A 14,981-nucleotide genomic window follows, 5' to 3' on the forward strand; every position below is an offset into this window, starting at 1 on the left:
TTATGGAAGAAAATATCAAAACCACCATCGATACCTGGCTAAATAGCAACATTGACGAAGCGGATAAAGCTGCTTTAAAAGAGTTGATTGCCAATGGAAATGAAAATGAGCTTGTAGATTCTTTTTATAAAGATTTAGAATTTGGAACAGGTGGACTTCGTGGCGTTATGGGGTTAGGTTCTAACCGCATGAACAAATATACCGTTGGCAGCGCCACACAGGGACTAGCTAATTACATCAATCTTCAATTCCCAAATGAGGAAGCATCTGTTGCGATTGCTCACGATAGTCGAAATAATAGTGACTTCTTCGCACAAATCGTTGCAGATATATTGTCAGCCAATGGAATCAAAGTGTACCTATTCGAAGAACTCCGACCAACGCCGGAATTGTCTTTCGCTATCCGAGCATTGAATTGCAAGAGCGGAATTGTCGTAACTGCCTCCCATAATCCCAAAGAGTATAATGGCTACAAAGTTTATTGGGATGATGGCGCACAAATCATAGCTCCTCACGACACTAAAATCATAGAAGAGGTAAGAAAGATTACAAGTTTTGATCAAATTAATTTTTCGGCAAATAAATCATTGATCCAATCCATAGGAAAAGAGATTGACGATCAATATTTAGCAGAAATGTCCAAGCTGAGTCTTTCGCCAGAGGCCATAAAAAATCAATCGGACTTATCTATCGTATTCTCTCCTATTCACGGGACAGGTATTACACTTGTTCCTCGAGCGTTAGAGCAGTTTGGATTCAACAACGTAACCATAATAGAAGAGCAAGCAACTCCAGATGGCAACTTCCCAACCGTAGTCTACCCCAACCCAGAAGAAGAAGAAGCATTGACACTCGCTTTGAATAAAGCAAAGCAGATAGGCGCAGACTTAGTACTTGCCACCGACCCAGATGCGGATCGAGTAGGCATCGCAATCAAAACCGAAACAGGTGACTTTGAATTACTAAGTGGAAATCAAACAGGTGCATTACTGATATACTACCTATGCCTGAAATGGAAGGAAAACAACAAACTTGACGGCAATCAATATGTCGTGAAAACTGTGGTCACCACCGAATTGATCAAGGACATAGCCACACATTTCGGTGTGGAGTGTTTTGATACACTTACTGGCTTTAAACACATCGCTGGTTTGATCAAGAAACTAGAAGGACAAAAGACCTTCATTGGTGGTGGAGAAGAAAGTTACGGTTATTTGATTGGAGATTTTGTTCGGGATAAAGATGCCATAGCGTCCTGCGTAATGATAGCTGAGATGACTGCTTGGGCAAAAGACAATGACAAGTCACTTGGAGATTTGTTAGAAGAAGTGTATTCTCAATTTGGAATGTACCAGGAGGACCTTGTTTCTTTAACGAAAAAAGGAAAATCTGGAGCAGAAGAGATACAAGAAATGATGCACCAGTTCAGAACCAATTCACCAACGTCTTTAGCCAATTCTGAAATTGAATGGTTGATTGATTATCAAAACTCCACTTCAAAGAATTTACTAACTGGTCAAACTGAAAAAATCGACTTCCCAGCCTCAAATGTGTTACAGTTTATCACCAAAGATGGCTCTAAGATTTCTATGCGTCCATCGGGCACCGAACCTAAGATAAAATTCTACATGAGTGTAAGGTCAGATTCTGATTCTGACAGGAGTTTTGAAGATGAGAAAAAAAGTCTTTTTAATAAAATAGAAAAAATTAAAGAAGAACTTAATTTAAGTTAATCAACAAGCTCATTTTCTGATATTTAAGATAAAAATCAATTTTACTTCCTGCTATTATTCATGAAAAAAAATGTTTTGAATATATTGCAAAGAAATAGTGAATGTTAGCCTTGAAATTTGGATATAAATAAGAAAGTTTTTCATACTTTCTTTATTCATCGAAAAGATGATTAAAATAATCTGAATATATTTATATTTCAATTCTAATACTTTTACCACCTGAACATAAATTAATTCAAATATGGTAGTGCCCTTTTTGCTCATCATTGTCGGTTTCGTTATGCTTATCAAAGGAGCCGATTTTTTAGTGAATGGAGCTTCTTCTCTTGCCAAGCGTTATAATGTTTCGGACATAGCCATAGGTTTAACAGTCGTTGCCATGGGGACATCTGCTCCTGAATTGGTGGTAAACATTATATCAGGTGCTTCAGGTGAGAATGACGATATTGTATTTGGAAACATAATCGGATCGAACATTTTCAATATGTTCTTGATTCTCGGTATTGCGGCAGTCATTTATCCCCTGACTGTTCAGAAAAACGCGCTCTGGAAAGAGGTACCTTATTCCTTGTTAGCAACAATTGTACTTTTCATCTTAGTCAATGACCAATTAATATTTGGCGCTGAAGAAAATGCCATGAGTTTTTCAGATGGAATCATCCTTCTGGGAATGTTCATCGCCTTTCTAGCCTATGTATTTCAAAATATGAAACGCACAGGAGATCTTGGAGGTGATATGGATGAGATCGAAATGTATGGTAGTTTAAAAACTACTTTAATGATTGTGTTTGGTATTGCTGGACTTGCCATAGGTGGTCAGGTGATAGTAGACAATGCCATTATTATTGCTGAGCATTTCTCCATTAGTCAAAAAGTAATTGGCCTGACCATATTGGCTGCTGGTACATCTTTGCCGGAATTAGCCACTACAGCAGTAGCTGCTTTTCATAAAAAATCAGATTTAGCAGTTGGCAACATTGTAGGTTCCAACATCTTCAATCTACTACTTGTGCTAGGTGCCACTGCCACTTTAAATGCTCCTATTGCCTTTGATGTTGATCTCAATCTGGATTTGTATATTGTGATGATTGGAACATTTATGCTGTTCATCTTCATGTTTACACTTCAAAAGTATAAGCTTGACCGAGCTGAAGGCGCTCTTTACTTAGTAGGCTTTGTAGCTTATTGCGTTTTCTTGTATATGAATCGTCTATAATTTAGACTCCCAATTTTTTCGCTGGAAGTTAACAGTTGTTAACACCTTTTAACGGCTCGTTAACGGCTCGATGTTTGTATATGCCATATTTTGCATTTGCATTTCTGCAAAAGCAACCTTTTTTAATTAACAAGCATTGAATAACCAAGAATACATCTCTAATCAAGATCAAATTTTGGACGACAGTCAACTGACAGACTTGTGTAAGGCCAAGGATGAATTGGCTCAGAAGGCGTTGTACGACAAGTACGCGAACAAGATGATGCGAACCTGTGTCAGATATTTGAATGATGAGATGGAAGCTGAAGATGCCATGATCGATGGATTCATGAAAGTATACTCGAAGATTGACACGTTTGAATATCGTGGTAAAGGCAGTTTAGAAGGATGGATTAAAAGGATTATGGTAAATGAATCTTTGATGCTTCTGAGGAAGAGAAAAATGGATCAGGTTGAAATTGAAAAAATTCATCACCTTTCAACCGAAGCCGCTACCATTGATTCGCAACTCATGGAAGAGACCATAATCAAAGTCATACAAGAACTTCCAAATGGATACAGAACGGTATTCAATATGTATGTAATAGAAGGCTACTCGCATAAAGAAATTGGAGAAAAGCTCAGTATCAGTGAAAACACTTCAAAGTCTCAATTGAGTAAAGCCAGAGCTTCCTTGTCTAAATCATTAACACAAATAGGTGCGCTATGAAAATTAACGGAAATCATAAAAACGGAATAAGTAAAGATTTAAAGGAATCTACAACAGATCAAGTGAGCAAAAAAGCTGTTTCTGTAGTAGAAAATGTTCCTTTGAAAAATTTTGACGCTTCAGATACTTGGAGAAAAATTGCTCACAAACTTGGCCATGTGGATAAACGATTTGTGACTTGGGGATTAGCCATGGCAGCCTCATTTTCATTACTCGTCGCGGCCAATGTTGACCTATTCACTTGGGAGAGCTTCAATCCGCAACCTGAACCAGAAGTAGCTACAAATAATACTTTCATTGACAAAAAAGAAGTCTTTATAGCTGCTACTTCTATAAAGCCAGAAATCATAATTACCGAAATTAAGCCTCAGTCGCAAGAGCAAAAATCAACACTCCATACGCCTGTGGAAAAAAGAGCAATAAAAACTAATCCAAAAACAATTCTACTACTTGATAAGAAGGATAGACAAAACATAGCACTTTACCCTTTAACTAATCCGTTTGTATCCGTATTTGCAAAAGCTAATATTGGATCTGGTAGTATTACTCCGGAAATCGGTATTGACTTTAAATTGGCAGAAAACTATACTGCAAAAAGAAGAGATATTTTCAAATTAGGAGTATCTTCTCAATTCAATTTCAAGACGGATGAAACTGGCGATAAAAAGGTGCATCCGCATACATTTGTGAATTTAGATTTCACGTCTCTCAACAAAAAGACCAATAAAGGCTGGACCACACGAGCAGGCTACTTACTCAATCCTGATGGTCAATTGTACCAAGACACAACAGTGAAAGTTTCCCTCTTCAGAAATATCAACAAGCATATAAAAATAGGTCCTGAAGTAATTTTTACAGACAACCTAAAGACAGCCTACCCTAGCATCTCTTTGGTATTAGGTTAATCAAGCGAATTGGAATTTCATATATTTTATACTTTCGCCTTTTTCAAAGAATAGTTTTTCGTATTTGGTCTTCACTCCAAAGTGCTCATCCATAAATTCAGAATTATAAAGATCGTGGGTATGTACAAGGTTCTTCACTTTCACTATTCCCTCCTGAAACAATTCTAAAGTATAATCAAACAAAAAAGTGTTGTCTGTTTTGAATTTCACCCAACCATCATTTTTAAGCAACTGCTTATAGACTTCCATATGCCTGGGTGCAGTCAACCTCCTTTTTTCGTCCTTATCCTTAGGCCTTGGGTCTGGGAAAGTCACCCAAATTTCATCAATTTCATTTTCACCAAAATGTTTGTCTAGCAATTCAATTTGGGTTCTCAAGAAAGCTACATTCTTCAAGCCATTTTCAATGGCATAAGAACTTCCTACCCAAATCCGAGAACCTTTTATATCAACTCCTACGAAATTGGTATCTGGTATTTTCTCACCCAATCCTACAGTATATTCTCCTCTCCCACATCCTAATTCGACCACCAAATTTTGATCATTCTTAAAATGTTCGGATCGCCATTTCCCAATCAAATTTCCAAAATTTGACTTGCCATCTTGAACTACATTGTATCGCTCAGCATTGTCCTGAAAACGATCTAATTTTTTTCTTCCCACTTATAAATCTTTTAATTCTGCTACTACAAATGTGCTCCCTCCAATAAAAATCAAATCGTCTTTATCAGCGTTTCCCAATGCTTTTCTATACGCATCATCAACGGAGTTGTAAATATTTCCTGACAATCCAAATTCAGCTGCCCATTTTTCCAAGACCTCAACTTTCATCGCTCTGGGTACATTCGCAGCGCAAAAGTAATACTCACAATTCTTAATTAGTAATGGGAATATCTTTTCAACCGATTTATCAGAAACTGAACCCCAGACTATATGTAAATTTTTGTAATTGATATTCCCTATTTGGCTCATAAGCCAAGCCACCGCTTCCTCATTGTGACCTACATCACATATGGTCAAAGGGGAAGATCTCAACTTCTGCCATCGCCCTTTCAGACCTGTTCTTTGCACCACCTGCTCAATTCCATTCTTAAAATCTTCTTCCGAGATATTCATCCCACGCTTCTTCAATAAACCGATGGATCTAGATACAGTTTCTAAATTCAGTTTCAGCACTTCTGGAGACAAATCAGAATTCCATCCTCCAAAATTCAACTCTTTGCCAGGTTCGCTGAGGAAAGATTGATTGTTTTTTGCCACTTGCCTGATTACTTCAAGTGCTTCATCTGGAAGTTTTCCAACAGCTACTGGTACATCCTTCTTGATGATGCCTGCCTTCTCTTTGGCTATATCTTTCAATGTATTGCCCAGCATATCCTGATGATCTAAACTGATAGACGTGATCACAGACAACTCAGGTGTAATGATATTGGTGGAATCCAATCGCCCACCCAAACCAGTCTCAACTACCGCAATATCAACTTGATGTTGAGAGAAATATTCAAAGGCCATCACCACAGTGATCTCAAAAAAAGAAGGTGCTATTTCCTCTATTATCAACTTATTATGGTTTACAAAGTCGGCAATAAACGACTCCTTCACTTCTTCGCCATTTACGCGAATTCGTTCTCTGAATGATCTTAAATGCGGAGAAGTATAAAGTCCAACTTTGAATCCTGCAGACTGAAGCACTGAAGCAATCATATGAGAGGTAGAACCTTTGCCATTAGTGCCCGCTACGTGAATGCTTTTGAATTTTTCATGAGGATGACCAAGGCTTTCAGATAATCGCAAAGTGTTCGTCAAATCCTTTTTGAAAGCTACTTTGCCCACCCGTTGATACATGGGCAATTGCGTGTATAAGAAGTCAAGGACTTCTTGATAATTCATCATCTTACTTGGATTGGATAATAAAGGTAATTTTCCCAGTAGAAGTAGAAGCTGCTACTCTATTATCAGCAGTTTTGCTGAATGTTAATTCCATAACTGCGTCTCTGTAGACTTTTTCAACGACAGGCGAGACTGTTTTTTCAATAGTCTTGATGCCAATAATTTCCCCTTCTCCATCTATAACAATTTGAAACACGATGATTCCATTTTCAGCAGATTTATCATCTGGTTGAGGTCTAAAATCCCAATCCCAACCGGCCAAATCTAAACTGGATCCTTTATTACCGCTACCTGATCCATTATCAGTTTTTTTGAATATGGCACGGTCATCGATCTTTGGTGCTTCTACTTTTTTCTTTTCCTCCTCCTTCTCTTCAGTCTTTTCTGTAGAATCTACAGTTTGAGCATCACTTCCTGTATCAGTTTCTTTTACTTCCTGAGTTTTTACTTTTTCAGCTGATACAGTTTCTTCTACCACATCCGGACTATTGATGTCTTCAGAAGTAGATTCGGCAGTTTCAGCTTCACTTTCTACGGTTTCACTGTCTTGTCCTTCTACTTGCTCAGCTGCTGTTTGTTGAGATTGTTCGATTGTTTCTGATTCTTCGATATTTTCCTCAGACACTTCTTCTATCTCGTCTATGACCTCATCCCGAACTGACTCTTCGCTTTGATTTTCGCTAACCATACTATTTCCAAGATTGAATTCAATACCATATTCTGGAATTGGAGGATCTGGTTCGGTCCAGGCCAGCATTACGAAAAAGAGCACAAAAAGCAATCCATGCATCCCTATGGACACATACATGCTAATTGTCCGATTCTTTTTTTCCTGTTTGTCCAAAATCAATCTGGTTTTGTAGCCAAAGATATTTTAGCTTTCAGTTTAGTAGCAATACTAGCCACATTCACCAAATGCTCAACTGGCACAGATTTATCGCAGTGTAGTACTACTACACCTTCCTTGTCCTTTAATTCAGATTGTAATGTACTTTCCAATCGGCTCAAAGAAACCTCTGTATCATTAACGAAGTATTTTAAATCTGGTGTAATCGTCACGCTGATTTTTTGCATGACTATATTAGAACTTTTACTCGTCGGTAGGTTTACCGGCAAACCTGATGGAGTAATAAAAGAGGACGTCAGCATGAAAAATATCAACAACAGGAAAATCACGTCTGTCATAGAAGACATCGAAAATGACGCTTGTATTTTTTGTTTTGAATGTAAATTCATTATTTCTGAGGCTCTTGTAACAGATCAATAAAATCAATAGATGTGTATTCCATGCCGTGGATAAGCTTACCTATTCTAGTCACCAAATAATTGTATGCCAAATAAGTTAAAATACCAACAAACAAACCAGCAGCAGTTGTAATCATAGCCTCATAGATTCCACTAGAGAGCAATTTAGGGCTTACCGCCCCTTCTTCTTGAGCTATTGAAATAAATGCCTGAATCATACCTGTAACAGTACCCAGAAAGCCAATCATAGGAGCAGCTCCAGATATCGTAGCCAATAGGCCTAGGTTTTTTTCCAATTTGTATATTTCAATTTTACCAACATTCTCAATCGAAGCTTCAATATTCTTGAGTGGGCTACCAATTCGAGCAATACCCTTCTCCACCATTCTCGCAATCGGAGTTCTCGTAGATTGGCAAAGCGAAACAGCTTCTGAAATATTACCTTGAAGCACCATTTGCTTGATGTTTGTAATAAAGGCTTCTGGCGTTTTAGCAGCGTCCTTTATGGTAAGCAGTCTTTCGACGAATATATATATACCTACTAAAGACAGCAACAGTATTGGCACCATCATATAACCACCTTTAAACAACAAGTCTAAAACTGAGACTTGCTTAACGACATCTCCTACCGGTATATCTTGAGTAAGAGAAACCAAAATCATATTAAGTATTTGCATAATTTCCTATAAACAAAAAAAAGGCCAAAATGACCTTTTTATATTTTTAATACAGAATTAAAACAACGTTCTATTTCTTATCAATATTGTAGCGCCCAAACTTCATCTCCATATTGTCCTTTGAAGCTTCCTAGCTGACTAGCAGCATCTCCATAACTTGAAAAGTCAGCAATAGATACTCTATAACGCTTTGCCTTACCATATGGATGGATAATTTTAACTCCACTACCTTCACCACTTAGTTTCGTAGCATAATCCATGGCTAAATCTTCATCAACAAAACTGCCAATGATAACATATGATCTTGAGCTTCGTTCGGTTACCCTAATGATCTCACCCGGTTGTGCAGAAGCGACTTGAGGCTTTGGTTTAGTCACAGCAGGCTTTTCTACTTTTTCTACCTTTTCTACTGGAGTCGATTTTTCTTCAGCAGCCACTACTTCTTCTTTAGGTTCAGGCTTCTTAGCTGCAGGCTTATTCACACGCTTACGCGGTACCTCCTTTTTCGCTATTTCTTTTTCTCCTCCCGAGGAAAAAAAGTAGAATACGCCACCTATAATAGTTATGATCAATACACCAATAATAATCACCTTGGCAAATCCACCTGAAGACTCTTCATAAGAGTATGGTTTGTAATTTGGAGGTAATGAAGGTGTTTCAGCTTCTTCAAAATCTGGCTTTTCGTCTTCAAAAGACATGCTGTCAGTTGCGAAAATAGAATCATCATCGTCAGAAGAATCTGCTGCAAATAGAGAAGACCCTCCACTATCAGCACCAAAATCGTCATCATTGGAAGATTCACTCTCTGTATCCGAAGAATCGTCATCTTCATCCAATATACCTAAAGCAGCCAACTGATCAGGGCTGTCGATATTTGCGAGCAAATCATCGTTGTCTTCGCTGTCGTCCGAACCTAAATCCAGACCCAAATCTTCAATTGATGAGGAATCACTGTCAGAAGCACTATCGCTACTTTCACCAACAAGGTCATCGTAATTAATATCGGCACTGAAATCAGGTGACAGCGGATCTTCTTCATCATCATCGCCTAGTCTATCCGAAATCAACTGTGCACTATCCAGAACATCCTCCACCTCTTCGATACCTTCATCGAGAACTGATCCTTCTGGCGGATCAAGATCACCAGGCTGTAAGCCAGCACTCTCTTCTGAAGATTCAGGGACATCGATCTCATCTAAGACGCTCATATCAATCCCTTCCGGCTCTGGAAGTGTTGTTTCTTCGCTTTGGGTTTCCTCTTCGTCGGAGTCATCCAAATTAAAATCTAATTCTTGCAATTCATCAAATTCCAAATCTGGTAAACCAAAATCCTCGTCTGACTGATTTGACTTGTTTTCTTCTTCCGAACCTTCGTTGAGTTTATCGTCGGCCATATCTAAGCAATTACCTTATTATTAATATAAAATTATTAAATCACACCTTAAATGTATAGAATTATTTTGAAATAACAACTTTATGGTGTCCTTTGTATTTTCCTATAAAATTATCAATAATTCATTCAAAATATTACTTTAATCCAATATATCTGACATGTTCATTCTTCTCAAATCATTTCTATCTACCAAACTATTCAGACATACGGACCTTCGAACTGACTTCTCACTGTTCATAAAATTAAGTAGGCAAATTTGGATTCTAACTTTTGCTTTGGCTCTAATGAGTTGTCAATCAAACAAGGTTAGCTTTGATTCATTTGATTCTCCTCGGTGGATATCAGAAACTTCTGCTTGTGAAGGATATAGGGCAAGTGTAATTGCAGAAATGGAGGATGAGTTTGACAAATTCATGGGAATGAGTGAAACAGAAGTACTTGACTATTTGGGCAGCCCAACTAAAAAATTATTATATACACGGGGGCAGAAATTTCTAAGTTATGACGTGGATTGCACCAATAATAGCAATCAATCCAGAAAGCTAAGGATTAGATTTAGTGCTTTAAATTACGTAAATGAGGTTTTAGTACTTGATTAATGTCAATTATCAACATGGATCGTAGTTACTTCAGAAGCACCAAAGTATCCCAATACTAGTTCGTTTGGATCATCTCGATTAGACATATTACCTATTATAATTCCAGGTTGTATTCTAGGGCTCAAGGTTGAATGACTGGTTTGATCTTTGATAGCGTTGTAGTATTCGTACGCTCCTTTAGTCATAGACATGTGCTGGAAATAAAGAATATCTGATTCTGTAAAAAGGACATTAGCAGCGTCAAATTTGAACTTATTTCCATTCGTAAATCTATCATCAAAAAGCACCAATTCTTCAGGCAGGTTCCTCAATTCATTATTCACAAAAACTTTCCAACGGTAATAATTTTCTGTTAGAGAATCATCATCGATGTAAGCAGTCACAAAAAAATTCTCATCATTCTCATCTATTTCAAACTCTGCAGGATCAGATATAAAATTGATAAAAGCATCTTCTGCCGCACCTAATTGAGGCATTTCTTCCATGGATGATACATAAACCTGATCATTATAATTTATAGTCAATTGGTAGAAATTTCCCGGTATTCCCACAAATAAAGCGGGATCAGATAGATAAATACCGCTGTTCTCTTTTTCTATGAAATTATGCCTATTGTTTAAATGGTCCGTAACAAATACTTCGGCGTCTGTAATTGGAGGATAACCAGATTGGTCTGAATAGCCATTGCTTCTTGCAAGTTTTATTTCATAAGCCATGTTCTCATTAGTGATCCAACCAAAAACCACCAAATTAGTCTTTCCAGAGTCCAGATCTAGGTCAATTGGATCAATACACGATAAGTTCAACAATCCCAAAATGACTAGGACGATATGTAATTTGAATTTTATCAAAATCTAAAATTATATGTGACCGATGGAATCATTGTACCTAATACTGACAACTTCTCTACGACTGATACGCCTGGTTGTTCTTCACTCTCACGAAAATAGTAGGCTTGCGCATTTCTTCTTGCGTATACGTTATAGATAGAAAAAACCCAGCTACTTTCTGCTCTTCTTTCTTTCCCATTTTTTCTTGTCCTTTTCAAATTAAGTGTTGCTGCTATATCCAATCGGTGATAATCGGAAAGTCTATCCAAATTTCTATTTGGAAAATGAGGAACCTGCAATCCATCAATTTCATATTTTGAAGAAGGGAATGAAAATGGTTTGCCCGTGTAATAAACAAAACTAGAAGACAATGAAAGATAGGGCGTCAATTGATAGATTCCAGTAATCGCAATGTCATGTGTACGATCATAATTGGTTGGAAAAAATGAGCCTCCATTTATTTTCTCTTCTTCATGCTCACCATTCACTTGCCTCTCAGACCTTGATAGCGTATATCCTACCCACCCTGTCAACTTTCCAATTTTTTTCTTCAAATACACCTCCATACCAAATGCTCGTTCCTTTCCATTTAGGATTTCGGTCTCCACAGATTCATTAAATAACAAATCAGCCCCATTTTTGTAGTCTACCACATTTTGAATTTTTCTATAATAAAACTCAAGCGACAGATCCATATCGAATTTTTCAACATATTGATACAGACCTATTGTTGTTTGATGAAGCGTTGTGGGAAGCAGGTATTTGGTGGGAATTTGCCAAAGATCTGATGAAGCTGGAGATAAGGTATTGGACAATAAATGCATGTATTGGACAGAGGCGAAATGCCCAACTTTAAAGGCCATATTGGGATTAAGCTGAAATTTCATCGATAACCTAGGCAAAAAGTTATAATAATAGGTTTTAGCACTTTTTTCTCCAGCTCTGATTGTGTCTGTCCTAGTTTCCATGGATTTCACCTCTCCTTCTTCATACAAATAAACATCTGACCTTCCCGTATTTATAAATCCTGACATTCGAGCACCGAGCGAAACAGATAGATTACCGAAGTGTCTTTCATTTGATAAATAAACGGAAGGTTCAATCCCTAATTCATCTTCAATTTTAACAGGATTTTCTGACGATCCTACCCCAGGAACTCGTTCACCAGGATTCATAAAATGGCCAATAAGTTCTCCTCCATATTCAAATATGTTCTTCGGACTATAGTATGAAGTCATATCAAATTTGGTAACTACATCAGTCACACGTGAGGTCCCAACAAAATCTGCAGATTCACTTTCTTGAATCACCCTGTATTCATACTGACTAAAGTAGGCTGTTAAATTCATAAAATGTTTTGACCTATGAATCTTGTTCCACCGAACACTAAACACTCTGTTGCCCCATTTTTGTAGCGCATCAATCCCAAATTGGTTAGCATCAGCACCGAAATATCCTGAGAAATATATTTTGTTTTTGCTGTTCAAATTGAATTTGACTTTTGTATTAATATCTTGAAAACTTACGCGACTATTGGCTAGTGTTGGATTTTTTGTATTATTTAAAATCAAATCCCAAAAAGTACTTCTAGCTGACAAAAGGTAATTGGCATTGCCTTTCATTATGGGACCTTCAAACATGATTCTACTTGTGATCAAACCCAAACCTCCTGAGAGGTGAAATTCATTTTCATTCCCCTCCTTTTGTCTGATGTGCATCACTGAAGAAGTTCTACCACCATATTTAGCTGGAAGATCTCCTTTCAATATTTCAACATCTTTGACTGCGTCAGGATTAAATACAGATACTAATCCAAAAAAGTGGTTAGAATTATAAATCACAGCTTCGTCTAGCATTACCAGATTAGCATCAGAATTACTCCCCCTCACATTGACACCAGAAACACCCTCTCCTACATTTGAGATGCCTGGCAATAAGAGTGAACTCTGAAACACATCTACTTCTGCGATATGAGGAATCTGGCTCGCCATATCCATATCCAACTTATTCGAACTCAAGAGTACATTTTGAGCTTTAACATCAAATAATTCCTGGTCTTCTATCACTACATTGTCCAACTCCACAGAGTTTTCAATCAAATGAAAATTGAATTGAAAATCTTTATTTAATTCAATAGAATAGGTCAAGGTTTGATAGCCGATAAAGGAAACCAATAAGTCATACTTGCCCTTAGGTAAGTTAAAAGCATAAAACCCATAGCCATTGGTAGCCAATCCACTTTCAATATTTTTCACATAAACTGTGGCGCCGATCAATGCTTCTCCTGAGGATGCATCTTCTACCAAACCACTAATTGAATATTTATACTCCTTTTCTGGACGATCATAGTATCTGATCATTAATTGTCCATTGAGATAGGCAAAATCGAGGTTTTCATTTTTACAAATCTTAGACAATATCTCCCTAACATCTGTTTCCTTCGATTGGTCAAAAGTTATTTCCTTTTTGAGAGGGATGATATTATCATGATAGGCCACTTTCACTCCTTGCTCAGGAAGTAGATGCTCTAGTAAATCTTTGGTCTTATATTTCTTCTTATACAGTATGACTTTTCTATCAAGAATATGGTCTTGGGCATTCAATTCTGTTGAAAGAATCAGTAATGCCAATAAGGGAAATAAATATTTTCTTACAACGACGTGGTCCAAACTATCCTATTAGATAAGTGCAATTCTACGTCAAATGTAGACATTGCTGATAAATCGAAGAATAGATTGCATAAAAAAACCCGTCCCGATAATAATCGGGACGGGTTGGTCCATTGTACTTCGAGTATTTTTCTAACAGCCTGGGCCTGTCAATTTGATAGTTTTGCCCTTTTGCTCACTTTTAATATTGGCAATGGCTTCAAGCGTATCAAGAATTTCAGTGAGTTCTTTGTCCTCAAAAGAAGAGGTAATTAAACAATTTTTTATGGCGTCATCTACCTTGATCTTCACTTCAAAATGTTGACTCAATTTTTCTACTACTACAGATAGCGGTGAACTTTTAAACACAAAATCCTTAGTCATCCAAGAGGATGCGTTATCATTGAATTCCTCGTTTTTCACCATTTGATTCGATTTGAAAGTTGCCTGACTACCTTTTTCAAGTATCACTTTGATCTCTTCATCTTCTACCAATTCAAAAGAAACGCGACCGCTAGTCACATTGATGTTTGCGAAATTGTCCTTGGAAATGAAATCAAATGAAGTTCCTAAAACTTCAACGGCCGTTTGATTGCCTACTATTCTGAATGGTCTATTTGGATCCTTGGCAACATCAAAATATGCTTGTCCTTCAAGTGCTACCACTCTTTCCTCTTCATCTAACTCCTTTGGATAGGTAAATACTGTATTTTCATTCAACCATACCACCGTACCATCAGCCAATTCTATTTTTTTAATCTCATCATCCAAGGTACGTGCTATTTGCTGACCATTTTGATTTTGGTATTGAAAAACTAGGATTCCCAAGCCAATGAATACAGTAATCATGGCAGCCACACGGTACAACATCACACTTCCAGCGCTCTTTGATTGGTCGATTGCAGATACCACAGCATTCCAAGCTTGATCTACATTGGGGTTGATCGTCGAAGTATCCAGTTCTGATGAATGATAAATCTTTTCAATCTCATTGAAGGCCTGTTGGTTTGCATCAGACAGAGCTACCCATTGCTCAACCTGATGTTGCTCCTTCTCATTGAGCTCACCTTTCAAATAGACCAATATTTTAAATTCCAATTCTTGCATTTTAGTCGTCGTTCAATGATATGTCAAAC

At 37.4% G+C, this 14,981-nt stretch carries 14 protein-coding genes; 5 read left to right on the top strand and 9 right to left on the bottom strand.

Going from position 1 to position 14,981, the window contains the following annotated elements:
* Window positions 1–2 precede the first annotated feature (2 nt).
* The 4 genes from ABJH98_RS10790 to ABJH98_RS10805 all read left to right on the top strand — a co-directional run bounded on the left by ABJH98_RS10790 (window position 3) and on the right by ABJH98_RS10805 (window position 4,563).
* Window positions 3–1,733: a phospho-sugar mutase gene (locus ABJH98_RS10790; protein ID WP_348307682.1), complete on the top strand. Its 1,731-nt coding sequence runs from the start codon at window positions 3–5 to the stop codon at window positions 1,731–1,733.
* A 241-nt stretch (window positions 1,734–1,974) separates the two neighbouring features.
* Entirely contained in the window at window positions 1,975–2,949 is a 975-nt protein-coding gene (locus tag ABJH98_RS10795; RefSeq protein ID WP_348307683.1) for a calcium/sodium antiporter, read from the top strand.
* 136 nt (window positions 2,950–3,085) lie between these two features.
* A complete protein-coding gene (locus ABJH98_RS10800) occupies window positions 3,086–3,658 on the top strand; it encodes a sigma-70 family RNA polymerase sigma factor (RefSeq protein ID WP_348307684.1) in 573 nt (190 codons plus the stop codon).
* Entirely contained in the window at window positions 3,655–4,563 is a 909-nt protein-coding gene (locus tag ABJH98_RS10805; RefSeq protein ID WP_348307685.1) for a hypothetical protein, read from the top strand. Before ABJH98_RS10800 ends, ABJH98_RS10805 begins: the two co-directional genes overlap by 4 nt.
* Here the strand turns inward: ABJH98_RS10805 and trmB are convergent, their stop codons facing one another.
* The 6 genes from trmB to ABJH98_RS10835 form a co-directional block, all read right to left on the bottom strand.
* A complete protein-coding gene (gene trmB / locus ABJH98_RS10810) occupies window positions 4,564–5,226 on the bottom strand; it encodes a tRNA (guanosine(46)-N7)-methyltransferase TrmB (protein ID WP_348307686.1) in 663 nt (220 codons plus the stop codon).
* On the bottom strand, window positions 5,227–6,456 hold the full coding sequence (locus ABJH98_RS10815; RefSeq protein ID WP_348307687.1) for a folylpolyglutamate synthase/dihydrofolate synthase family protein: 1,230 nt from the start codon (window positions 6,454–6,456) through the stop codon (window positions 5,227–5,229). It abuts the gene before it with no gap.
* A gap of 1 nt (window position 6,457) precedes the next feature.
* A complete protein-coding gene (locus tag ABJH98_RS10820) occupies window positions 6,458–7,297 on the bottom strand; it encodes a hypothetical protein (protein WP_348307688.1) in 840 nt (279 codons plus the stop codon).
* Between the two features lie 2 nt (window positions 7,298–7,299).
* Window positions 7,300–7,689: a biopolymer transporter ExbD gene (locus ABJH98_RS10825; RefSeq protein ID WP_348307689.1), complete on the bottom strand. Its 390-nt coding sequence runs from the start codon at window positions 7,687–7,689 to the stop codon at window positions 7,300–7,302.
* Window positions 7,689–8,360 carry a MotA/TolQ/ExbB proton channel family protein gene (locus ABJH98_RS10830; RefSeq protein WP_348307950.1) on the bottom strand — a complete coding sequence of 224 codons (672 nt, stop codon included), beginning with the start codon at window positions 8,358–8,360 and terminating at the stop codon, window positions 7,689–7,691. Before ABJH98_RS10830 ends, ABJH98_RS10825 begins: the two co-directional genes overlap by 1 nt.
* A 95-nt stretch (window positions 8,361–8,455) precedes the next feature.
* Window positions 8,456–9,769, bottom strand: a complete 1,314-nt coding sequence (locus ABJH98_RS10835) for an SPOR domain-containing protein (RefSeq protein ID WP_348307690.1) — start codon at window positions 9,767–9,769, stop codon at window positions 8,456–8,458.
* A gap of 283 nt (window positions 9,770–10,052) precedes the next feature.
* Between ABJH98_RS10835 and ABJH98_RS10840 the strand changes: the two genes are divergently transcribed.
* Window positions 10,053–10,367 (top strand): hypothetical protein, encoded by a 315-nt coding sequence (locus ABJH98_RS10840; RefSeq protein ID WP_348307691.1) that lies wholly within the window; start codon window positions 10,053–10,055, stop codon window positions 10,365–10,367.
* Window positions 10,368–10,369: 2 nt separating this feature from the next.
* Here the strand turns inward: ABJH98_RS10840 and ABJH98_RS10845 are convergent, their stop codons facing one another.
* The 3 genes from ABJH98_RS10845 to ABJH98_RS10855 form a co-directional block, all read right to left on the bottom strand.
* Window positions 10,370–11,218 carry a DUF4249 domain-containing protein gene (locus tag ABJH98_RS10845; RefSeq protein ID WP_348307692.1) on the bottom strand — a complete coding sequence of 283 codons (849 nt, stop codon included), beginning with the start codon at window positions 11,216–11,218 and terminating at the stop codon, window positions 10,370–10,372.
* Complete coding sequence (locus tag ABJH98_RS10850) at window positions 11,215–13,827, bottom strand: TonB-dependent receptor (protein WP_348307693.1); 2,613 nt, start codon at window positions 13,825–13,827, stop codon at window positions 11,215–11,217. Before ABJH98_RS10850 ends, ABJH98_RS10845 begins: the two co-directional genes overlap by 4 nt.
* A 171-nt stretch (window positions 13,828–13,998) precedes the next feature.
* Window positions 13,999–14,943: a FecR domain-containing protein gene (locus ABJH98_RS10855; RefSeq protein WP_348307694.1), complete on the bottom strand. Its 945-nt coding sequence runs from the start codon at window positions 14,941–14,943 to the stop codon at window positions 13,999–14,001.
* Window positions 14,944–14,981: the final 38 nt, after the last annotated feature.

The sequence above is a fragment of the Reichenbachiella sp. genome, assembly GCF_039969095.1.
Taxonomy (GTDB): domain Bacteria; phylum Bacteroidota; class Bacteroidia; order Cytophagales; family Cyclobacteriaceae; genus Reichenbachiella.